Below are 20,621 nucleotides of genomic sequence, written 5' to 3'. Positions count from 1 at the left end.
ACGTATACGGCGGGGTTTGCAGTTTTTTAACTTCTTGTTATTTGAGCTATTTCGACTTTTACTTGAAAGAATTAAATTAGAGAGTCTGAACGAGGAGTGAAGCACGCGCTCCATGTGAATCCATTTAGTTCAAACTGAATATGCGCGGACTAAAATAGTTGCACTGATGGACGTATTCAACACAAAAAAGAGCAGTAAACACGTAAGTTACTGCTCTCCTCAGTCTATCCGCCGTTCATTTGTTTTACAATGTATTCAGCATCATTTCCTACACCTTGAAGCAGCGCTGAACCTCGCCTATGCTGCCAAGGCAAACCAATAAAGTACAATCCCTCCGCAGCTGAAACACCCCGGTGATGTATAATTCGGCCTTCCTTATCCAAAACACCTTCTATTTTCATCCACCAAAGCGGATTCTTAAAACCAGTTGCCCAAATAACATTGTTTACTTCTAATGAAGATGAATCTTTAAAAATGACTTCATTTTGCTTTCCGGCTATGACTCTTTGTTTTAAGATGATCTTCTTCTGTCTTATTGCATGTTTTAATTCATACCCAAATATGAGGTCGCCTTTCTTTTGAATGAACTTGCCTAATATTGATGTATGACTTGCATGTAAAACTCCTAATTTATCAAACCACCAAAAGATGCTTCTTTTTCCAATCCATAAAGGGAAATAAACCGGTTTTTTACTGCAAGCCAAATATGTAACTCTTTCTTTGGATAACTCAACAGCTATCTGAGCCCCGCTATTCCCGCCGCCGACTACCAGTACATTCCCAGGCGCCAGTTGTTTTGAATGTTTATATTGTGAAGAATGTAATTGACGAATATGACCGGCTACATCCTTTGATATTGATGGAATGTTAGGGGTATGAAAAGGACCTGCGGCCACCACCAGATTCTTCGTTTGATATTCTTCCCGGTTTGTTTTAATTAAGAAATAGTTGTTTAATTTTTGGACACTTATTACTTCTGTCCGTAATTGGATCGGGATTTCAAATCTTTCAACATATTTTTTCAGATAAGCAGCAATTTCATTTTTTGAAGGGAGTCCATGCTTGTCTCCTTCAAGCTGCATTCCCGGCAAAGAGCTGTACATTCGAGAAGTAAATAAGACCAATGAGTCATACCGGTTTTTCCAGCTTTCCCCCACTTCATGACTTTTATCTAAAATGATAAACTTTTGTTTCGACTTCCTTAGATAATATCCTACTGAGATTCCTGCCTGACCGGCTCCGATTACTATCGTGTCGTACATATGAATCCCCCCTCCGGTTTTATCTTAATTGTCAGCAGACAAAGTTAGTCCCTATCTCCTCCTTTAATGATGATGATGGTCACGCGGATTCTCAGTTTGGGCCTGACAAAGAATCGTATTGTCGTGATTATGCGCTGCCGTTTCCATTTGAATGGTTACATGTGTAATGCCTTGATCTCCAAGTTCATGTTCAATTTTGCGTAAAATACTTTCACTTTCAGAAATGGTCAGCTGATCGTTAACAACAGCGTGGCAGGAAAGAGCATTCAATCCGCTTGTGATAGACCATATGTGCAAATCATGAATGCTTTGAATTCCTTCTGTCTCTTCAATTGTATGAATGATGTCAGTGACATCGATATTTTCCGGAGTTCCTTCCATTAATACGTGAATGGAGTCTTTCGTCACATGGTAACCGCTTCTCAGCACAAGAATAGCCACAATGACACTGGCCACTGGATCTGCCCAGCTCCACCCGAAGAAGATGATAAGGATCGCAGCCAGTATGGCACCTACAGATCCGAGCATGTCACTTATCACATGTAAGTAAGCTCCTCTAATGTTCAGGTTATTCTTTGTATCTCCGCCGTTCAGCATAATCCAAGCGACCAATATATTCACAGCTAACCCGATGATACTTATCGTCAGCATGCCGGTTGTTGCTATCTCCGGCGGATGAGAGAAACGTTTAATTGCTTCATAAATGATATAAAGGGAAATCAGTATTAATGCAACACCGTTGATCACAGCTGCAAGAATTTCAAATCGTTTGTAGCCGAATGTCTTATGATGACTTGCCTTTTTTTCGGCCAATTTAAAAGCAATCAGAGCAACCATTAATGAGATTGAATCACTCAGCATATGGCCTGCATCTGACAAAAGCGCTAAACTATTGGTTAAAAATCCGCCTATCGCTTCTATTATCATATAACCTGTAATCATGATAAAAGAGATCAATAAAACCTTCTTATTGGATCCGCCAGCGTGATTGTGATTGTGACCCATAAAAATCTCCTCCTTATCTAATACACTGTATTTATTATTTCTTTTCTGCTATGAAGCATTCTAACACGGACACAAAAATAATCTTATATGATTATGTGCTCATATATGAATATATAGGTTCTTTACTGAAATGTCAAAATATTTTCAATGAAAATGTTTCTTATCATTAGCTTAGCTTGGGAGGTTGCATTGCTATGAAGCCGCGGATTACAGTAATTACTTTAGGCGCAGATAATTTAGAAAAATCGCTGCACTTCTATCGGGATGGCTTGGGTCTGCCTACAGAATACAGAAGGAACAGCCGGTACAGATTTGGACGACTTGCAAACGGGACTGAAACTTGCCCTCTGGGACCGCAAAGACATCGCACATGAATCAAACGTTACGATAACTGCTCCCGCTCATGATACTTTTTGGGGCGGATACGCCGGTCACTTCCAAGATTCCGACGGGCACTTGTGGGAAATTGTTTGGAATCCGCACTGGGAATATAAGTGAATAACCAACTTTTATAGCAACAATAAAAACACACCTGAATGTTCTGGTGTGTTTTTTATTTTGTTTCCCACAACGATCAAACTATTTATACGATGGCGGGATGCTTTGCGGAAAACGGAATACATTTTCGGGATCGTATTTCGCCTTTATTCTTTGAAGCCTTGCAAAGTTTGAGCCGTAATATGCTTTTCCGAAGTTCTCGATATTTTGATCCGGAACATTCACATAAGAACCTGTTACATATGGTTTCATCAGCTGACGCACTCTTTCAACTGATGCAAGATTCGAAGCTTCTTGTGATTTATTTTTCCAACTGGCCGTCCATTCCGTATAAAATAACGGACGGCGCCAATAGAAGGCTGTTTCACTGCTTGGAACTCTGCTTATCGCACCGCCCCAATTGATAAAAAAGAAATTGGTTTCTGTCCCAGTCGCTTTTTCTAAAAATTGTCTCATTACTGCAATAGGTTCTTCCGGCCAAAGATTGAGCGCCCACGCCGAGGAGAATTTAACACTCTGATCAGACCTGCCGGGAATCGGTTCATCAGGATCTAAGAAATCTATACAATCCGGATAGTATAGTGTTTTGATTACTGTTTGTGCCGGCGTTCCGGCATTTAATAAAGGTTTTAATAATTGAATCAGCTCCGGTTTTGACCCGAGGAACAATCCTTCCGCATGGCACAAACCATTTACTTTGCTGTAAATCTCAAGGTAGCATCCTAATCGTTCGTCTGTAAACGGCGCCCATTTTTGCCACGCTTTGAATACCGTTTCTAACTGTTCCCACGGCCAAATAATATTAAAGACGGTTGCGGTTTTAGGGGCACGGTGAACTTTGAACGTATATTGGGTGTTATATCCGAAATTGCCTCCTCCGCCGCCTCTGGAAGCCCACAGTAAATCTTCATTGCGGGAATGATTTGCTTGAATGATCCTGCCTTTGGCATCTACCATTTTCAGTGCGAGAAGGTTATCACTTATCAGGCCGATCGATCGTGAAAGCACTCCAAATCCGCCTCCCATCGTGATTCCTCCGATTCCGACGGTTGGACTGTCTCCGAACGGGGCCATAAAACCTTCCCGAGCTAAACCTTTTACAAGCGGGCCGACGTGAATGCCGGTTTGAACGGTTGCCACCGCGTTTTTTTCATCTAAGAAAACGTTATTCATGTCACTCACATCAATAACAATCCCATCACTTACCGTGGAAAGATTTTTATCCAGAGCATGGCGGCCGCTTCTGACACGCAAAGGCACATTCTTCTCACGAGCCCATTTAATAGCATTACTTACATCGTATGAATTTTGCGCAAAAACAAAGACAAGCGGACAGACATCAACATAAGGGTTCCAATTCTTAACCGCCTCTGTATAGCCGGGGTCCCCTTTGAAGATGACACGTCCCGTTAACTGTGCTGATCCCATCTATTTCACTCCCAATAAGCATTTGATTCCGATACCAGTATATGTAGGAATAGGACAAATTCTTAGACAGATGTTCTGCAAACTTAAAAATAGATACATATACGCGAAGATGAGAAAAAAACAAAAAAAAAGACAAGAGCGGCAAGCTGCCGAAACTCTTGTCTCTCCTGCCATGATAGGCACTTACATTTATTGGCGTGATATCCCGACCAAACTATGGAAGTCCATAGAACATTATGTTTGCCCTGCCATGCGTGGTTCTGCTGAGCAATCTTTCTGTTTGATCCCCCGACAAGAATCTTTTTCTTTATCGTTTTTGCACCCCTGTACGGATAAAATCAATACACATTGAATCTTATCTTTTACATGATGAAAAGCTCTTATTTTTTCTTCTTGTGCTTACGTTTGCAATCATGTTTTTTCTCTTTCTTATGACGTTTTTTACATTTCGCTTTTGCTTTGGCTGCTAATTTTGCCGCTTCTACCTTTGCTTCAGCTGCTGCTTTTGCTGCTTCTGCCGCTCTGGCTCTTGCTTCTTCCGCTCTTGCTATGGCTTCTTCCGCTCTGGCTCTCGCTTCTGCTTCTCTTGCCGCTTCCGCTCTTGCATCGTCGTCCGCCATATCAAAATCATGGCCAAGGTCACAGGCCTCGTTGTATGGCTTTTTCTTCTGGACGTACTGTTGATCGTCACCTTCGTTATAATACATTACGCCACTCCTTCTCTCGTTTTTTAATCTCTACATACTATGTAAAGAAAGAACTGCAGCTTGGACTGGTATTTTGATGAACCGGCACATTTTTAGGGCAATTTTCATTTATCATTGCAACAGAATCTGGATGCCTGCATGAAACTTGAATGATTTTGACGATTATCTTAAGCAGCGTAAAAAGGGAGACTACGAAAAAACCAAGGGGTTAAACCCTTGGTTTTTTTGTGAAAATGATAAAAAGGATGCTGCACGCTGCAGCATCCTTCTCCAACTTTTTATTGATCGATTGGAAAGTATTTTTTGGCTTTTAGTTTGCTTGCTGTGTTTGTTTTACTGGTTCTTTGCTAAAAAGTCCGACAATGTTCCACAAGATAATAGCAGCAGCTATGATTACACGAGCCGTACTGACTTCTTGGTTAGTAAACAATTTATAGCCATATATTGATCCCAATGCTGCTATGCAAAAAATATTGAACCATTTACTCCAACGCAATTAGAAAACTCCTTATAAAAGATTACATTTCCAAACAATGTATTATAATATTAACAAATTTTTCAATATTTAACCTTAAATTATTCTTAAGTGTCGTTCAAGTAAAAATCATTATTACTATTTTGTTTTTTCCTTGAAGAACGAGTACCTTACCCCTTCACCCTCCACAACCATTAATCAAAGTACGGGATTATCAGTATATTGTTCCCTGATTGTTATACAGCGCATTTCCTTTCATAAGCTTTTTAATCCCTTCGGTGTAATAAGGCAATCGTTGACTTGCCTGTTCAATATCAACCCATTCTATTTTCAATATTTCTTGAGCATTTTTAATCCCTTCTTTCCCTCCTGTAACTTTTGCTTCAAATGAAAAAATATATGGCGTGATGATTTCTCTTTATAAATTTCGCTTCATTAACAGCTAGTATATTCCCAATTTCAACTTCCAGCCCTGTTTCTTCATATACCTCACGTACAGCTGCTTCTATTAGATTTTCATTAAGCTCAACTTTTCCGCCCGGAAGTGACCAATGCCCCTCATGATTATCTGCCATTACTATCTGATTGAACTCATTTCTGATCAATGCGTATACAACTTTAACTTCTTCCACATGACTCTCCTTTACTAAAAATATTTTTAACCGCTTATTTATTTTCCGTATATTTACTATAAAGAATATAAAGGGATATAACAGCTATTTTTTGTAATACATCAAACTTACAACCGTTCAAACGCATCATTTGTATCGTTTTAGAACCTTTTTTAAAAACGACAGTCTATTGAGCAGAGCAAATAAGAGTAAACTTTAAAAATAAAAGAGAACATAAAAAATACCAAAGGCCGTTACACCCTTGGTATCATTGAGATGCAGCCGGGAGGACTTACGCTTCATGGGTTTTTCAACCACGGGAGCCTCGCACTGCTTTTAAACATAAGATACTATTCCTTACTTCCAAGCGACCATATCACCACCGGGATTAATAATAACGATAATATCCCTCCGCCAAGTGATAATGTCAGGTAACCGGCACCTGCTACGACCATTCCGGACAATGCTCCGCCGGCGGCTCCGGACAACGCAATCAAAACATCCACAGTACCTTGGGTTTTAGCCCGTGTTGACGTTTCAGTTGAATCAACAATCAGTGCCGTTCCGCTTATCAAACCAAAATTCCATCCTAACCCGAGCAAAGACAGAGCAATGACCATAAGAATCATAGAATCTCCCGGTGCAAATGCTGATATGAGCCCTGCCAAAAGCAGCGTCATTCCGGAAGATACAGCCATTACAGTACGGCCTAATTTATCCGCAAGCACACCTGTCACCAAAGAAGGGAGATACATGGCGCCTATATGAAAACCGATAACAAGACCTACCGCTCCTAAGCCATGGCCGTGATGTCTCATATGGACCGGTGTCATTGTCATAATAGCAGTCATTACAATTTGAGTAAGAATCATAACCGCCGCACCCGCAATAATACCTTTTTTGTTCTCTGTGTGTTCGTCGGCGGTCACTTGTCCTCTATCATCAGGTGTTTGGCCGGCAATTTCTATTGTTCTTGCTATGACTAAAGGGTCAGGACGTAGCATGATGAAAAGAGTAACACCTGCCAACATATATGCTGCCGCCGCTAAAATGAATGGACCCGCCAGTGACGGAACACCAATGGAGCGAGCGAAGTTCCCCATTACATTCACTAAATTCGGGCCTGCAACGGCACCGAATGTGGTAAAAACCATAGTCATACTGACAGCAGTCGCCCGCTGTTTATGATTTGCCAAGTCCGTACCCGCATAACGGGCCTGCAGATTTGTCGCTGTTCCCGCACCATAAATAATCAAAGAAGCAAACAGCAGAAACACACTATTTAAAATAGCCGCAATGATGACTCCTATCGCTCCCAGTCCGCCAATCATAAATCCGGCTGAAAGACCTGTCCGGCGGCCGTAACGCTGAGAAAGCCTCCCCACAAATAACGCGGCGCCTGCTGATCCTAAGGTAAATAAAGCAGAGGGCACACCGGCAAACGCATCTGTACCAAGCATTTGCTGTGCAATAAGCGCACCGACAGTCACTCCGGCCGCCAACCCTGCGCCGCCGAAAATTTGTGAAAGACTGACGACAAACAAAGTACGCTTATATAATCTTTTTTGTTTATCAGAAGAACCTATGAATTGCTCCAATAATGCCGATTGAGTATCTGACCCTTTTGCACTGTCTTTGTGAAGCATAATCCGACCTGCCTTTCTATAACCTCCAACAGATTTGGATTATCATAACACGCACAAAAAAACCATACAATATAGTAATTGTATGGCGGACAATATTAGATAAGCTCATCCAGCAGGCGTTTAAGAATCAGCAGTCCCTGCTCAAGCTTCCCAAGCGTTTTCGGTGCACAGACAGACACCCTTACAGCCCTTTCCGGACAACTGTTCCCGACGACAAAACGTTCAGCCGCGTATACTTGCACTCCATGCTGTGCGGCTGATTTTTCAAATGCAGCACCTGTCATATTTCCGGGTAACAGCAACCATCGAAAGATTCCCGTCTCAGCACCTGCACACGTATAGCCGTTTAAATATTGATCGATCATTTTGTTTCTGCGAATAGTCTGTTCACGATGACTGTCAATTAAGATTTCAAATTGATTCGATACGATTGTGCGTGCAGTGAGTTCTGCTAACAGCGGGGAAACGGTTATATTTAAATTGTAAAGCGCCTTTGAAATCGGCTCCTTATATTGACTCGGGACGGCGACATACGCCATCCTTAACCCTGGTGCCAGTGATTTTGATAAACCGGCAATGTGAATGACCTGTTCCGGTGCAAATGATGCGATTGCCGGAAGCGGATTCTTGCCAAGAAGATGGTACGAGGCATCTTCAATAATGAATCGGTTATATTTTTTTGCGATTTTCGCGATCATTTTTCGATTCTCAACAGACATAAAGGACGCTGTCGGATTATGATAATCCGGGATGAGGTAGATGCCTTTAATATTTTCATTTTTACACGCGTACTCAAATGAGACAGGGCTCATTTCATTGTTCTCTGATTTGATCGGCACAATTTGCACACTCAGCATTGAAGCGGCCGTTTTCAAGCCTGGGTATGTATGGTGATCAACTCCAATGCGGTCACCCGGTTTACAAAGACTCGCCAATGCCGCGGCAATCGCATTTTGCCCGCCGTTTGCAAATAAAATGTGATCAACGGACGTTTCAAATCCGCCTCTTCGAATCAGCTTAACAGCCGCATCTTTATGCCAAAGACTTTCACCCGTCCGGCCATAGCCAAACCACTTTTCATAATCTTCCTCTTGCAGCATACTTTTCAGCTGGAGCAGCAGCGGCTCATAAGAAGCCTGATCCGGAAGCGTCGCCCCCATTTCAATCAGATGCTTCGGCTTTGTATCCTCCAGCAGATACGCATTCGATAACGCATCATAAGCAACAAATGTCCCGCTCCCGACAGAGGCACTCAGCAGACCCTTTAACTCGCAGACTTTAAAAGCCTTTGAAATGGTGCTTACATTTAAATCCAAAAAATCAGCCAGTTCTCTCTGAGGAGGCAGTTTGGTTCCGGGTAATAAAACTTCTTGTAATATATCCTGTTCTAATTTCTCTGCAATCGCTTTATAAATGGGTTTTTCCGTTTTATCAATCGCCGGCTTCCAGCTCATCGGATAGTTTTCAAAAGAATTGATCGGCATGATATGCATCCTTTTTCATTCAATTATATGATCACACCGTTTATAAAACAATTTTAACAGACGCAAAAGTTGACATAAAAAAAGCCAAAGGCGGTTAAACCTTTGGCATGATTGATACGCCGGGAAAAATTGAACTTTCATCAGAGATATCAATGATGAGAAGGGCTTTTCTGTACGACACTCTCTATCTTCACTCTTTATCTCGATTTGTATTCCTTGATGTTCTCGTTTCCTTAGTTAGAAGAAAGATCACTAACGACATCTAATAATACATTGACACCTGCAGCCAAGTCATGATCTTTCGTGTATTCTTCAGGATTATGGCTGATCCCCTCTATACTGGGAACGAAAATCATAGCCGTCGGACAGATGCGGGCCATCATTTGTGCATCGTGCCCGGCACCGGATGTCATCCGTTTTGACTCCAGTCCGCGTTTATTGGCAGCCCGCTCAATTAATGCAACAATGTTTTTATCAAATACAACGGGATTGAAACGGACTAATTGTTCAGATGTGATAGATACGTTTTCAGCCTCTTCCAAATCTTTCAGGTAATCGTCCAGTGCTGATTCTTCTTCTTGAAGTCTCTTTTCGTCCGGATCTCGCAAATCAACTGTAAGTGCTGCCAATGATGGAATGACATTGATAGCATTTGGCTCAAAACTGATTGTTCCGACCGTGGCGACAGTTTGGCCGTTAGACATATTGGCACGTTTGCGCAAATACGTTATGATTTGTGCGGCTGCATGCCCGGCATCCTGACGCATATCAGTCGGAGTTGTCCCGGCATGATTTGAAACGCCTTGAACCGTTATACGCTTCCAGGAAATCCCTTGCAAATTCTCAACGGCACCGACCGGAATGCCTGTTTTGTCTAAAATCGGCCCCTGCTCAACATGGAGCTCAATAAAGGCGTGCGGTGTTAAAAAGCCGGGCTTTTCTGTTCCCTCATATCCTATACGTTTAAGTTCTTCACCCAGTTTCGTCCCATCCGTACCGCGGGTCTGAAGCGCCTTTTCTAAAGAAAGTCCTCCGGCGAATACGAGTGATCCCATCATATCTGGAGTATATCGCACACCTTCCTCATTGGTAAAAGCCGCCATGACAATCGGACGCTCCGGTTTGAAGCCGGACTCCTTTAAAGCGTTTATGACTTCAAGTCCCGAAATAACCCCGTAACATCCATCGTAAATACCCGCGTTGATGACCGTGTCGATATGAGAGCCGATCATAATGGGCGCATCATTATTCTGATCAGAACCGTACCATACCCCGAAAATATTTCCGATTTTATCAATCATAACCTCTAAGCCTGCTTCTTCCATCCATGTTACCAATAAGTCCCGTCCCGCCTTATCTTCATCGGAAGCAGCTAACCTTGTGAGTCTGTCATTGCGGTCACGTCCGATTTCACCAAGCTCCTTAAGACGGCTGAGTAAACGTTCAGAATTAATGTAAAGGTTCACATGTTCAGATGCCATTTTGCATTCCTCCCTGTACTGAGTCAATCGCTTCATAGATATAACAATAATGTTATGATATATGAGAATTCATCATCTTAATACCAATATTGGATTTAAAAATATAAGTATATTGAGGTGTTTAACATGCAAACGCAAAACTTTCTGATGGATGACAGTCTGCAAGATTTGACGAAACACCATACAATTGTTATGCCGGTTGCTTGCTATGAAAAAACCATTAAGAACCATTTGCACGGATATATTCCCCTTCATTGGCATGATGAAATTCAATTCGTGCTTATAATAAAAGGAGAAGCGCTGTTCCAAGTAAATGAGGAATGGGTGGTTGTCCGTCAAGGCGACGGGCTGTTTATTAACAGCGGCTGCCTGCATATGACAAAGGAGCATGGCAGTTCAGATTGTCTTTATATCTGTTTAAATGTCTCCCCGCATTTCGTTTTATCACAGGAACTCTACACGACCTATGTAAAACCTTTGATTCACGCAACGAATGTCCCTTACTTATATATCCACGCAGACGACCCTTTAGAAAAAAATATTCTGAATGCTGTATTAGAGATCCACAAATGCATCGAGCAAAAATCACCCTTTTATGAAATAGATATCACGATGAAACTTACGTCTGTTTGGAAACACTTAATCGCCAATTGCTTCCACCTTGAATGTATCGAAACAGAATGGTTGAAGAACCAAAGGATGAAGAATATGCTGAGCTGGATCCATCAGCATTATGCTGAAAAAATCACATTGGAGGATATTGCGAAAGCCGGGCAGCTAAGCCGTTCTGAGTGCTGCCGCTATTTCAAGCGCTTTTTAAAATGTTCTCCGTTACACTACGTTATAGATTACAGAATTCAAAAAAGCTTATATTTATTGCAGCAAAGAGATGCGAGTGTGACAGACATTTCTTATCAAGTTGGTTTTAACAGCACAAGTTATTTCATCAGCAGGTTCAGACATGCCATGAAGATGACGCCGCTGGCTTATAAAAAACAAAAAAACAAAGAAAGACAGCACTGACTGATTCAGTAATTGCTGTTTTTCTTTGTTTCATGTGTTTTAGGATAAGCGAATTTTAACTAATTCCGCAAAATACGCTGCACCGGTTAAAAGAATGTCATCATTAAAATCATATGACGGGCTGTGTAATGGAATATGGCCCTTTTGATCATGCTCATCCCCATTGCCAAGAAAAACAAATACACCGGGAACCTTCTCTAAAAAAGCCGAGAAATCTTCTGAAATCATCATCTGATTTATGTTAGAAGTGACATTCTCTTTTCCGGCTGTTTTGGCAGCAGCTTCAACAGTAAACCCGACATATTCTTCCCAATTCGTCGTTGGAGCAAATTCATGTGTATACTCAAACTGACACTCCGCACCATGCATCTCACAAATCCCGGTACTGATAGTCCTCATTTTTTCTTCGAGAAAACGTCGGATGTCAGGAGAATAACTCCGCGTATCACCTTTGATTTCCACATAAGTCGGAATCGCATTCCTCACCCCGTCTGTTACGATTTCCGTACAGGATATAACGGCAGGAACGCTTGGATCTAAATTTCTGGACACAATAGTCTGTAAGGCGAGAATAATTTGCGACGCTATGACCAATGGATCAATACTCATATGAGGGCGGGCTGCATGAGCGCCTTTTCCTTTAATCCGGATGACAAAGTTATCTTCACCGGCCATAATTCCCCCGGGGCGGGTTGCAAAAGTACCCGCCGGCAATCCAGGCATATTATGCAATCCGTAAATTTCATCGAGCGGAAATTGTTCAAAAAGTCCATCCTCAATCATAGCCCTCGCACCCTTGCCCGGTTCTTCCGCCGGTTGAAAAATAAAACACACGGTGCCGTTAAAATGTTGTCTTTCACTCAATATTTTAGCTGTCCCAAGAAGGATTGCCATATGTCCGTCATGACCGCAGGCATGCATTTTCCCTTTATTTTTAGACACATACGAATGATCTGCTGCTTCAGTGAAGTGTAATGCGTCCAGTTCCGCTCTGATTCCTATAACCTTTGATCCTTCTCCCGCTTTTAAGGTGGCGACTATACCTGTTCCGCCCAGACCCAAACAAACGCTTACTCCCATTTTTTTTAATTCTTCAGCAATATACGCTGAGGTCATGTGTTCTTCAAAAGCTGTTTCAGGTATCATATGGAGGTCATGTCTCCATTTTATTAATTGATCTTTCATTGTGATATCATTCATAAAGACCACTCCAATATAATCATTAAATAGAAAGCGTTTACAAAAAATAATTAAAATAAAGCAAAAATAATTGCCGAAACAGTGATGACACCAATAATCGTAACAAAAACATTACTGATTTTATTTCGATACATTTTTAATACTGGCAGCTTACGAATGGCATACATAGGGAGCAGCAATAGAATAACAGCCCCTATCGGTCCGCTGATGCTTTCAATGATGCCTAGAATACTTGGGTTGATATAAGCTATTAGCCAGCAAGTGACAAACATAAAAAACAGAATGATAAAATCTGTTTTTTTCTTATTATTTCTTGATGGAAAAACCTCAACAATGATATCCCGCATGGCCTCATAGGCTCCTATATAATGTCCTAAAAAGGATTTCGTAATTGCGACAAATGCGATAATCGGGGAAAGACAAGCAATAAACACTGAATGAAAATGGTTGGCGAGATAAGTGAGAATTGAGATGTTTTGTTTCTTTGCCATAGCAAGATCTGCCGGCGACAAACTGAATACACAGCTGTATACAAAAAATAAAACAGTAAGCGTCATCAATATATAACTGTATTTTTGTATTTGGGCACATTTATCATCAGCAAATTTGTCTCCATAACACTGCCTTTGAGCTACAACGAATGGTGAAATCATTGAATAATGATTAAATGAAAGCACCAGGACAGGGAATGTCATCCATACCGTCATGAACATCCCTTGTCCTGATCCGGATAATGATAAGTGTGTGACATCCAAAATGGCTGTATTCCATTTAGGTATCAGATAGATCCCCATCAAACATAACGAACCTATAAATGGATAAACTAACAAACTCATAGTCTTCATGACCGCATCCTGACCAAAACGCACGATAAATAGTAATCCTGCTATCAGAAATCCGGCAGTTAAACCCCTTGGCGGCTCTGACATGTTCATTTGATTCACAATAAAGCTCTGAGCTGTATTTGTAATGGCAACTGAATACATTAACAGGATGCTGTAAATCGCAAGAAAATAAATGACAGTGAATACTCTTCTTGCTTTCGCTCCAAAGTATTCTCCTGTCACCGCTAAAATCCCGTCTGTTGCAGAACCTGCTGATAAAACAAATCTGGCCAAAGCTCTGTGAGAAAAGTACGTAATCGGAAAAGCGAGAACAGTGATGATCATCAGAGGCAGAATGCCCCCTATTCCCGCATTAATTGGCAAAAAAAGCACGCCCGCGCCTATTGCTGTGCCAAACAGGCCTAAGACCCAAATTGTATTTTGCCTGCACCATTTAGCCGGATCTTCATAAGAGGCATTATTCGATGAAGAACTCCGGCACCGCACATCCACATCCTGTTCTATAGACATATTTATCCTCCCGAAAAAAGAATGTCATGCTCTGGAATATCACGAATTACCATGAAGTCGGGCAGCTTTTCACTCGTATATATTTATCCGGAATACGCGATGACTTCAATTTCAATCTGTACATCTTTAGGCAACCGGCTTACTTCAATTGTGGATCTCGCAGGACGATGGTCTCCAAGATATTTACCATATTCCTCGTTAACAGCTTGAAAATCACCTAAATTTTTAAGGAAAATAGTCGTTTTCACTATATTTTCAATTTTTAAATCCTCTGATTTCAGAATGGATTCAATATTTTTTAAAACTTGAATCGTTTGTTCCCTAATATCAGCCGGAACTTCATCCGTGTTTGGATTAACAGGAAGCTGTCCTGATAAAAATAAAAAATCTTGTACTTTAATGCCTTGAGAATAAGGTCCGATCGCTTTTGGTGCTTTTTCTGTGAAAACTGCTTTTAACATAATAATCACCTTCTCCTTATTGATATAAGATTCAAAATATTCTTCACGAAAAAACTGAATTGCTTTCAGTTAAGAGTAATATATCACATATCTCATATTAGTCAAATGAAAAATTCATACAAAAAAGCCTGACGAGTTGTCAGGCTTTTAATTGGCTGTTTAAAATGATTCGAGTCAGACTGTTTTCCCAATTACTCCTTATGGCATTCAGTCCTTGTTTAAGATCTTTATTCCTCATTGCGTCTAATATTTGATAGTGTTCACTGCAGGATGCATTCATTGCGTGATTTTGACTGAAATACCGAATTTCAATTCTCTGTATTTTCGTTTTTTGTCCTTGCAGTAATTTCTGCAGTTCAGTATTATTTGAGACTTCAATGATCTTTTGATGAAAGGCATTATCCAATTCCAGCGCTTTTACCTTATCATCCATCTCCATGATTGCATTCATTTGCTTATTTAATTTTTCCATCTCGTTTATATGATCTTGCGTAAATCTTGAAAGTGCCTGTTCAAAAGCGAGACACTCGAGAGACCAAACGACCGAGTAAACCTCTTTCGCATTTTCCAGGTCAATAGGTGCTACCACTGTCCACCGATTGGCTTTCGTTATGACAAGACCTTCATTTTCAAGCTGAAGCAGCGCCTCCCGGACCGGCGTGCGGCTGATTCCGAGTGTCTCAGATAGATCTTGATTTCTCAGTCTTTCTCCCGGCTCAAGCTTACCTGTTATAATCCACTCTCTCAGAAACTGATAAGCTTCAACTTTCATAAATGTTCGTTTTAATTGGTGCTGTTGGTTCATTGTCACGTTTCCACCTCTTTAAAACATCATTTTACATGTAATATACCACATTTCAGTATATCGTTTGCGAAAAAGAAGAGTTGCTTTACATTCCGATCCATGTATAATGTGATATATCACATATTGGAAGGGTGAAGAAATTTGTTTGCGAATATTGATTGGGTTTCGAATCATTTCAGATCTGATACGTTACCTCAGGAATCTTCCTATTTCTCTGCAGAGGAAACAAAAAAAGCGCTTCATTTTCATTCCGGCATTCCCGGCTATCAAGCAACACCGCTTCACTCGTTAAGAGGTCTCGCACAATATCTCGGCATAAACAGTCTTTATGTCAAAGATGAATCTAAACGGTTTAGCCTTAATGCTTTTAAAAGCTTGGGTGCTTCATATGCGATTGCTTCTTACTATTGTGAAAAATTTAGAATCGACCTTAATTCCATTCATTTTAACGAATTGGTTGAATTTGTAAAAAGCGCTCCTTCTGCTACATTTGCTACAGCTACCGACGGTAATCACGGAAAGGGACTGGCATGGGCGGCTTCTCTTTTTGGACAGAGAGCAAAGGTATATATGCCGAAAGGTTCTTCTCCCGCGAGATTGGAAGCCATTAAACATTTAGGTGCTGATGCGTACATTACAGATTTAAATTATGATGACACTGTTCAAATGGCGGCAGATTTATCTGAGAAACATCATTGGATTTTAGTTCAGGATACGGCTTGGGAAGGATACCAGCAAATTCCTCTCTCTATCATGCAAGGATATACAACAATTATGGCAGAAATATACAAACAAAATGAAGATTTCTTCAATACAATCAGTCATGTTATCCTTCAGGCTGGAGTGGGATCTTTCGCTGCTTCAATGGCAGCTTCCCTATTAAATGTAAAAAGCGGGAATAAGCCCATAATCTCCATAGTTGAACCCGAAAGCGCAAATTGTCTGTACCAGTCAGCCCAAAGCGCCTCTGGATCACCTGTCCGAGTATACGGTGATCTTTCTACAATGATGGCTGGGCTTGCCTGCGGCGAACCCAACCCATTCGGTTGGAACATTTTGAGAACAAGCAGTGATTATTTCTTTTCCTGTAATGACAAGATAAGCGCATTGGGGATGAGAATATTGGGTAATCCTATTGATTCGGATCCAAAGATTATTTCTGGTGAGTCAGGTTCCGTACCATTAGGTTTGCTGCATGAGTTAAGTAGAAATACTTCAATGGAACAGATAAAGAAGAAATTAGAATTAGATCAGTCATCTAATGTGTTAATCATTAATACAGAAGGTGATACTGATCCGGAAAATTATCGGAAAGCGGTTTGGGGAACAGATCATTAAAACAACGGCAACATGTTTGTTTTAACAATTTATAAAAAGCCTTAACTTTGGGTGAAGTTAAGGCTTCCGTTATTTCCCCTTCCCGTGTAAAACTCAATCATTTAACTAGTCCCAAATTAAAGGCCTGTCAACCTCAGCAGTTCTGAGGTAGTCTAAAAGCTGACCCGTATGTACAGACTCATGGTAAGCGATTCTTAATAACATGTCTCCCAGTTCGCGAATATATCCAACATCAGACCTGTCAATCTTTATATTTGTTAAATCTGTTTCGTTTAACGATTTGATGAATGTCAAAAACGCGGCCCGATACGGTTTTGCAAATTCTAATTCTTCGCTTACTGTGGTAAACGTTTTTGATTCATAAGGATTAATAGTTTCCTCTGAAAACTCACTCATATTTTTCATTAAAATCTGATGATAAAGAAATTCCGCTTCTAATACATGTCTTATCATTTCCTTGCACGACATGGCTTCGGAATCCGGGCGCCAGTCCATTTTTTCCTCAGGTACAGCTGTCCATAACTTGATGCTTCGCCGTCTTACCTCTTCAAAATGTAAAACAATAAGGTCAATTGTATTCAAGTATTTTCCCCCTTTTATTTTTAAATAATAATTCTCCTTCTTCCCGGAAAAAACCTCTTCAAATAAAAAACATATCCTTTCCCGACTCGACGGATTGATAATCAAACCATTTTTAAGATAAAGAGATATTCATTCATCCATACAATAGACTCTGGCTGAACATATACTGAATGATAGTTTTCATCAGAAAGGAGAAATCAGCTTTGGCAAAATATCGGATCATGACCTTTGACGGGGGCGGTACCTTAGGTGCTTTAAGTTTACAACTATTGAACAGACTGGCTGAAGAAAATCCGGCATTAATAAGCCGAACCCATGTATTTGCGGGAAATTCAATCGGTTCATTTACTGCCTTGGCATTAGCAAGCGGAAGATCTCCGAAGGAAACACTTCAGTATTTTGAGGATGAAATCCTGCCCGCATTCAGCACTTCCCGGCCGGGCGGACCTGTTTTCAATCAGCAATTACCCTATTCCGGTTTTATTAAAGCGGTACGAAACTTTTTCCCGCCAGGCCTTCGTCTTAAAGATGTAAGAAAACGAATTGTTGTCCCTTCATTCAAATTATACTCCCCGGCACTGGATCGTTGGACGCCCGTATTATTTCACAACTTTCCCGGCTCTCCCTATTTAAATGAGAAAGTGAGTGATGTCATACTGCGGAGCAGCGGTGCTCCCGCGACACAGCGCGCCTATCAAAACTACGTGGACGGATATGTAGTGGCAACGAACCCCAGTACGGCCAGTATCGCGTTTGCGGTTGGTAAAGCCAACGTGCCATTGGATCAAATTGCGGCGCTATCCATCGGTACAGGTGAAGCCCCGACTCGGTTAAGAAGAGATACGAGGGGATGGGGAATGGTAAGTGCGGATAACATACGTCCCGAAAATCTGAAGAACCTTCCTCCAAATTGGGGAGTCCTTTTGGACAGGTCGCCTAATGAACCTTTACTGCCATTTCTTCAGATGATCTCCGGCGGAAATGGCTACTATGAATCCATGGTCAGCGCGAATCTGCTGGGAGATCGCTTTTTCCGGTTAGATCCGCGGATTCCTAACTTCTCCAAAACAGACCCTTCCGTGGTTCCCGCTGTCATTGAAATTGCAAACAAAACCAACTTACAGCCTGCGAATACATTTATAGAGAAAAACTGGAACGACAGCGCTAAATAAGCAAGAAGTTTACATCATCATACAATGAACAAAAAATACCAAGGGACTCAAACCCTTGGTATTTTTAATGCGTTCAATCGGGCCAGTTATTGAATAGAACTGCCCCAGAAGTCGCTTCCCATTACGTAAAGAAAGCGACTTTTTAGATTTGATTTTCAAGTTCCTTTTACAAATTTTGAAAAGGCCATTGACTATTCAGTTGTACTGTATTAAGTTTAACTATATAGTCGAACTGAATAGAGGATGAGGATATGAAACATAAATTATTACCGCTGTCTGAAACCATGCATTATATTTTATTAGCTCTCCGTGAGCCGCTTCATGGCTATGCCGCCATGCAGAAGATCGAAAAGATGAGTAACGGAACTGTTATTTTAGCAGCCGGCACATTATACGGCGCGATTGAAAATTTGAATAAGCATGGCTGGATTGAGCCTGTTGGAGAATCAGGCCGGAGAAAAGTCTATAAGATAACTGCGGAAGGAAGCGCCATTTTGAAGATGGAACAAAACAGGTTACTGCATATTTTATCCCTGCACGAAGGAAGTGAATCGAATGAAGAAATTTAAGATGTTTTTTGATATTGAAAAAGAGGAGCAATGGCTGAACGAGCAACTACAAAAAGGCTATCGCTGTACAAATATCAGCGGATTAGGAATATACACTTTCGAAAAAACCGACAAAAAATATGTGATGAGACTGGATTATCAAGATTGTTTATCAAAGAAAAAATTTAAAGAGTACAAAGAAATCTATGAAGACTTCGGCTGGGTTTATATAAACAGCCCATGGCTTAGCGGAACTCGGTATTGGCAAAAAGAAAATGATGATCAAAATGAAATCTTTTCGGATCGCCAATCAAAGAGTAATTATTATAAAAGACTAATGGGGTTTTCATCTTGTTTTGGTTTACTGTGCTTGTTTTATTCTTATTTGATTTACAAGGATTCGGGTTTATATTTAACTGAAGGTCTGTGGAGTATGGAAAGCGCAATGTTTTGGAAAGCATTTTTATTTGAAACTCCATTTGCCCTGTTGAGGTCGCTTCCCGCCCTTATGGCTGTTCTATTTGGCTGCAGTTTCTATAAAACGTATCGAAAGTATTCAATGTTAAAAGAACAATAACACGGGGAAGTTACATTCAAAGAAGTAATTGAGGATCATGCATCTGCCGAAGCCGGGCGCTTTAACGGAAAAAAAGCGCCCTGAATTTGCTGATAAATCAGATGACTTATTTTGTTAATGATACATACTTATTTACAATGGCTTGAGCGAGACAGGCTGATGAATCAACAATAGTAAGTCTGCTTCTTTTTTGGTCCGTGACCATATTTAAATCCGTACATGCAATGATAACCGTATCAGCCTTTTCTGCTAAGTCATGGTGTAATTCATCATATAATGTACCAGCCTCATCGATTTGACCTTGTTTAATTTTTTCTATTATTTGATCGACATAGATTTGCCAACTATCTTGATGTAAAAAATCATAACCTTCTCTGTTTAACGCTTCTTGAAATATTCCAGATTGAACCGTAGGAACGGTGGCTAAAAGAGCTGCTTTTTTTGAGCCTTTAGGTATTTTTTTTATGGTTTCATCAATCATGTTCAGTAAAGGGACTGAAATCGATTTTTTTATTTGATTAAAATAGAGATGTGCGGTATTACATGGGATGGCAATAAAATCAACACCCGTTTTTTCAAGCTTTACAGCACCCTTAATAATTGCATTTTCCATGTCTGTATGATTGAGAGGTTTATTCATATAGAAAGGTGTCGGACAGGAATAAATCATCATATGTGGAAAATCCATGTCATGTATTGCTCCATATATTTTTTGGCACTCATCTACGACTTTATCTACAAATGGCCCAGTAGATTTTGGCCCCATTCCTGCCAGTATTCCAATCATAATTGTCCTCCTCTGTAAAAATGTGTACGAATACGATCACGATGAGTTATTCTTGTGTTTCTCATCTGAATCTGCTCTCATTTCTTTTCTGGCTTTCTTCTCCTATTTTATCATTTCATTAATTGAAAAAGGGCTTTAAAAAAGATAGCTGGAAACCAGACGACTTGCTTTAAGTA

20 protein-coding genes and 1 pseudogene are annotated in these 20,621 nt (G+C 40.7%); 6 read left to right on the top strand and 15 right to left on the bottom strand.

Going from position 1 to position 20,621, the window contains the following annotated elements; all coding sequences use genetic code 11:
- Positions 1-224: 224 nt before the first annotated feature.
- Positions 225-1,262, bottom strand: coding sequence for a flavin-containing monooxygenase (locus L3V45_RS02750; protein ID WP_060386771.1), 1,038 nt, complete (start codon positions 1,260-1,262; stop codon positions 225-227).
- A 63-nt stretch (positions 1,263-1,325) separates the two neighbouring features.
- Positions 1,326-2,267 (bottom strand): cation diffusion facilitator family transporter, encoded by a 942-nt coding sequence (locus tag L3V45_RS02745; RefSeq protein WP_014304426.1) that lies wholly within the window; start codon positions 2,265-2,267, stop codon positions 1,326-1,328.
- Positions 2,268-2,461: 194 nt separating this feature from the next.
- Between L3V45_RS02745 and L3V45_RS02740 the strand changes: the two are divergent.
- Positions 2,462-2,765: pseudogene (locus L3V45_RS02740) on the top strand (VOC family protein).
- 81 nt (positions 2,766-2,846) lie between these two features.
- Here the strand turns inward: L3V45_RS02740 and L3V45_RS02735 are convergent.
- From L3V45_RS02735 to L3V45_RS02705, 7 genes are all read right to left on the bottom strand, one after another.
- Positions 2,847-4,193 (bottom strand): FAD-binding oxidoreductase, encoded by a 1,347-nt coding sequence (locus L3V45_RS02735; protein ID WP_003156110.1) that lies wholly within the window; start codon positions 4,191-4,193, stop codon positions 2,847-2,849.
- Between the two features lie 380 nt (positions 4,194-4,573).
- Positions 4,574-4,900: a hypothetical protein gene (locus tag L3V45_RS02730; RefSeq protein ID WP_014304424.1), complete on the bottom strand. Its 327-nt coding sequence runs from the start codon at positions 4,898-4,900 to the stop codon at positions 4,574-4,576.
- Between the two features lie 310 nt (positions 4,901-5,210).
- Entirely contained in the window at positions 5,211-5,396 is a 186-nt protein-coding gene (locus L3V45_RS02725; protein ID WP_015388652.1) for a hypothetical protein, read from the bottom strand.
- A 362-nt stretch (positions 5,397-5,758) separates the two neighbouring features.
- On the bottom strand, positions 5,759-6,007 hold the full coding sequence (locus L3V45_RS02720; protein WP_095324161.1) for an NUDIX hydrolase: 249 nt from the start codon (positions 6,005-6,007) through the stop codon (positions 5,759-5,761).
- Positions 6,008-6,336: 329 nt separating this feature from the next.
- Positions 6,337-7,635 (bottom strand): MFS transporter, encoded by a 1,299-nt coding sequence (locus L3V45_RS02715; protein ID WP_088037521.1) that lies wholly within the window; start codon positions 7,633-7,635, stop codon positions 6,337-6,339.
- A 92-nt stretch (positions 7,636-7,727) separates the two neighbouring features.
- The gene (locus L3V45_RS02710; protein ID WP_236837239.1) at positions 7,728-9,116 is read right to left on the bottom strand and encodes an aminotransferase-like domain-containing protein; all 1,389 of its coding nucleotides are present in this window, start codon (positions 9,114-9,116) and stop codon (positions 7,728-7,730) included.
- A gap of 233 nt (positions 9,117-9,349) precedes the next feature.
- On the bottom strand, positions 9,350-10,597 hold the full coding sequence (locus tag L3V45_RS02705) for a Zn-dependent hydrolase (RefSeq protein ID WP_024084932.1): 1,248 nt from the start codon (positions 10,595-10,597) through the stop codon (positions 9,350-9,352).
- 126 nt (positions 10,598-10,723) lie between these two features.
- Here L3V45_RS02705 and L3V45_RS02700 point away from each other — a divergent pair, with 126 nt between their 5' ends.
- Positions 10,724-11,620, top strand: coding sequence for an AraC family transcriptional regulator (locus tag L3V45_RS02700; RefSeq protein ID WP_003156118.1), 897 nt, complete (start codon positions 10,724-10,726; stop codon positions 11,618-11,620).
- Between the two features lie 39 nt (positions 11,621-11,659).
- Here L3V45_RS02700 and L3V45_RS02695 read toward each other — a convergent pair whose 3' ends face one another.
- The 4 genes from L3V45_RS02695 to L3V45_RS02680 all read right to left on the bottom strand — a co-directional run bounded on the left by L3V45_RS02695 (position 11,660) and on the right by L3V45_RS02680 (position 15,441).
- A complete protein-coding gene (locus L3V45_RS02695) occupies positions 11,660-12,820 on the bottom strand; it encodes a M20 aminoacylase family protein (protein ID WP_024084931.1) in 1,161 nt (386 codons plus the stop codon).
- Between the two features lie 50 nt (positions 12,821-12,870).
- The gene (locus L3V45_RS02690) at positions 12,871-14,181 is read right to left on the bottom strand and encodes an SLC5/6 family protein (protein ID WP_196479392.1); all 1,311 of its coding nucleotides are present in this window, start codon (positions 14,179-14,181) and stop codon (positions 12,871-12,873) included.
- A gap of 77 nt (positions 14,182-14,258) precedes the next feature.
- Positions 14,259-14,636, bottom strand: coding sequence for a RidA family protein (locus tag L3V45_RS02685; RefSeq protein WP_003156121.1), 378 nt, complete (start codon positions 14,634-14,636; stop codon positions 14,259-14,261).
- Between the two features lie 139 nt (positions 14,637-14,775).
- The gene (locus L3V45_RS02680; RefSeq protein WP_041482351.1) at positions 14,776-15,441 is read right to left on the bottom strand and encodes a GntR family transcriptional regulator; all 666 of its coding nucleotides are present in this window, start codon (positions 15,439-15,441) and stop codon (positions 14,776-14,778) included.
- 141 nt (positions 15,442-15,582) lie between these two features.
- Between L3V45_RS02680 and L3V45_RS02675 the strand changes: the two genes are divergently transcribed.
- The gene (locus L3V45_RS02675) at positions 15,583-16,779 is read left to right on the top strand and encodes a diaminopropionate ammonia-lyase (RefSeq protein ID WP_024084928.1); all 1,197 of its coding nucleotides are present in this window, start codon (positions 15,583-15,585) and stop codon (positions 16,777-16,779) included.
- A 105-nt stretch (positions 16,780-16,884) separates the two neighbouring features.
- Here the strand turns inward: L3V45_RS02675 and L3V45_RS02670 are convergent, their stop codons facing one another.
- On the bottom strand, positions 16,885-17,361 hold the full coding sequence (locus L3V45_RS02670) for a DinB family protein (RefSeq protein ID WP_032856992.1): 477 nt from the start codon (positions 17,359-17,361) through the stop codon (positions 16,885-16,887).
- A gap of 203 nt (positions 17,362-17,564) precedes the next feature.
- On the opposite strand from L3V45_RS02670, the gene cotR reads away from it, so the two are divergent.
- The 3 genes from cotR to L3V45_RS02655 all read left to right on the top strand — a co-directional run bounded on the left by cotR (position 17,565) and on the right by L3V45_RS02655 (position 19,658).
- Positions 17,565-18,533 carry a sporulation hydrolase CotR gene (cotR, locus tag L3V45_RS02665; protein ID WP_003156127.1) on the top strand — a complete coding sequence of 323 codons (969 nt, stop codon included), beginning with the start codon at positions 17,565-17,567 and terminating at the stop codon, positions 18,531-18,533.
- Positions 18,534-18,784: 251 nt separating this feature from the next.
- A complete protein-coding gene (locus L3V45_RS02660; protein ID WP_014304415.1) occupies positions 18,785-19,102 on the top strand; it encodes a PadR family transcriptional regulator in 318 nt (105 codons plus the stop codon).
- A complete protein-coding gene (locus L3V45_RS02655) occupies positions 19,089-19,658 on the top strand; it encodes a DUF2812 domain-containing protein (protein ID WP_003156130.1) in 570 nt (189 codons plus the stop codon). The genes L3V45_RS02660 and L3V45_RS02655 overlap by 14 nt, the downstream gene beginning before the upstream one ends.
- A 106-nt stretch (positions 19,659-19,764) precedes the next feature.
- Here the strand turns inward: L3V45_RS02655 and L3V45_RS02650 are convergent, their stop codons facing one another.
- Complete coding sequence (locus L3V45_RS02650) at positions 19,765-20,445, bottom strand: aspartate/glutamate racemase family protein (protein WP_024084924.1); 681 nt, start codon at positions 20,443-20,445, stop codon at positions 19,765-19,767.
- Between the last annotated feature and the right edge of the window lie 176 nt (positions 20,446-20,621).

It is taken from the genome of Bacillus sp. R45 (genome assembly GCF_021729365.1).
Lineage (GTDB): Bacteria > Bacillota > Bacilli > Bacillales > Bacillaceae > Bacillus > Bacillus velezensis.
This window is presented reverse-complemented; position numbering and strand designations above follow the sequence as displayed.

What these genes read in the sequence shown, in the direction of transcription:
- L3V45_RS02750 (WP_060386771.1), bottom strand. Translation starts at nt 1,262, where the DNA reads ATGTACGACACGATAGTAATCGGAGCCGGTCAGGCAGGAATCTCAGTA.
- L3V45_RS02745 (WP_014304426.1), bottom strand. Translation starts at nt 2,267, where the DNA reads ATGGGTCACAATCACAATCACGCTGGCGGATCCAATAAGAAGGTTTTA.
- L3V45_RS02735 (WP_003156110.1), bottom strand. Translation starts at nt 4,193, where the DNA reads ATGGGATCAGCACAGTTAACGGGACGTGTCATCTTCAAAGGGGACCCC.
- L3V45_RS02730 (WP_014304424.1), bottom strand. Translation starts at nt 4,900, where the DNA reads ATGTATTATAACGAAGGTGACGATCAACAGTACGTCCAGAAGAAAAAG.
- L3V45_RS02710 (WP_236837239.1), bottom strand. Translation starts at nt 9,116, where the DNA reads ATGCCGATCAATTCTTTTGAAAACTATCCGATGAGCTGGAAGCCGGCG.
- L3V45_RS02705 (WP_024084932.1), bottom strand. Translation starts at nt 10,597, where the DNA reads ATGGCATCTGAACATGTGAACCTTTACATTAATTCTGAACGTTTACTC.
- L3V45_RS02700 (WP_003156118.1), top strand. Translation starts at nt 10,724, where the DNA reads ATGCAAACGCAAAACTTTCTGATGGATGACAGTCTGCAAGATTTGACG.
- L3V45_RS02695 (WP_024084931.1), bottom strand. Translation starts at nt 12,820, where the DNA reads ATGAATGATATCACAATGAAAGATCAATTAATAAAATGGAGACATGAC.
- L3V45_RS02685 (WP_003156121.1), bottom strand. Translation starts at nt 14,636, where the DNA reads ATGTTAAAAGCAGTTTTCACAGAAAAAGCACCAAAAGCGATCGGACCT.
- L3V45_RS02680 (WP_041482351.1), bottom strand. Translation starts at nt 15,441, where the DNA reads ATGAACCAACAGCACCAATTAAAACGAACATTTATGAAAGTTGAAGCT.
- L3V45_RS02660 (WP_014304415.1), top strand. Translation starts at nt 18,785, where the DNA reads ATGAAACATAAATTATTACCGCTGTCTGAAACCATGCATTATATTTTA.
- L3V45_RS02655 (WP_003156130.1), top strand. Translation starts at nt 19,089, where the DNA reads ATGAAGAAATTTAAGATGTTTTTTGATATTGAAAAAGAGGAGCAATGG.
- L3V45_RS02650 (WP_024084924.1), bottom strand. Translation starts at nt 20,445, where the DNA reads ATGATTGGAATACTGGCAGGAATGGGGCCAAAATCTACTGGGCCATTT.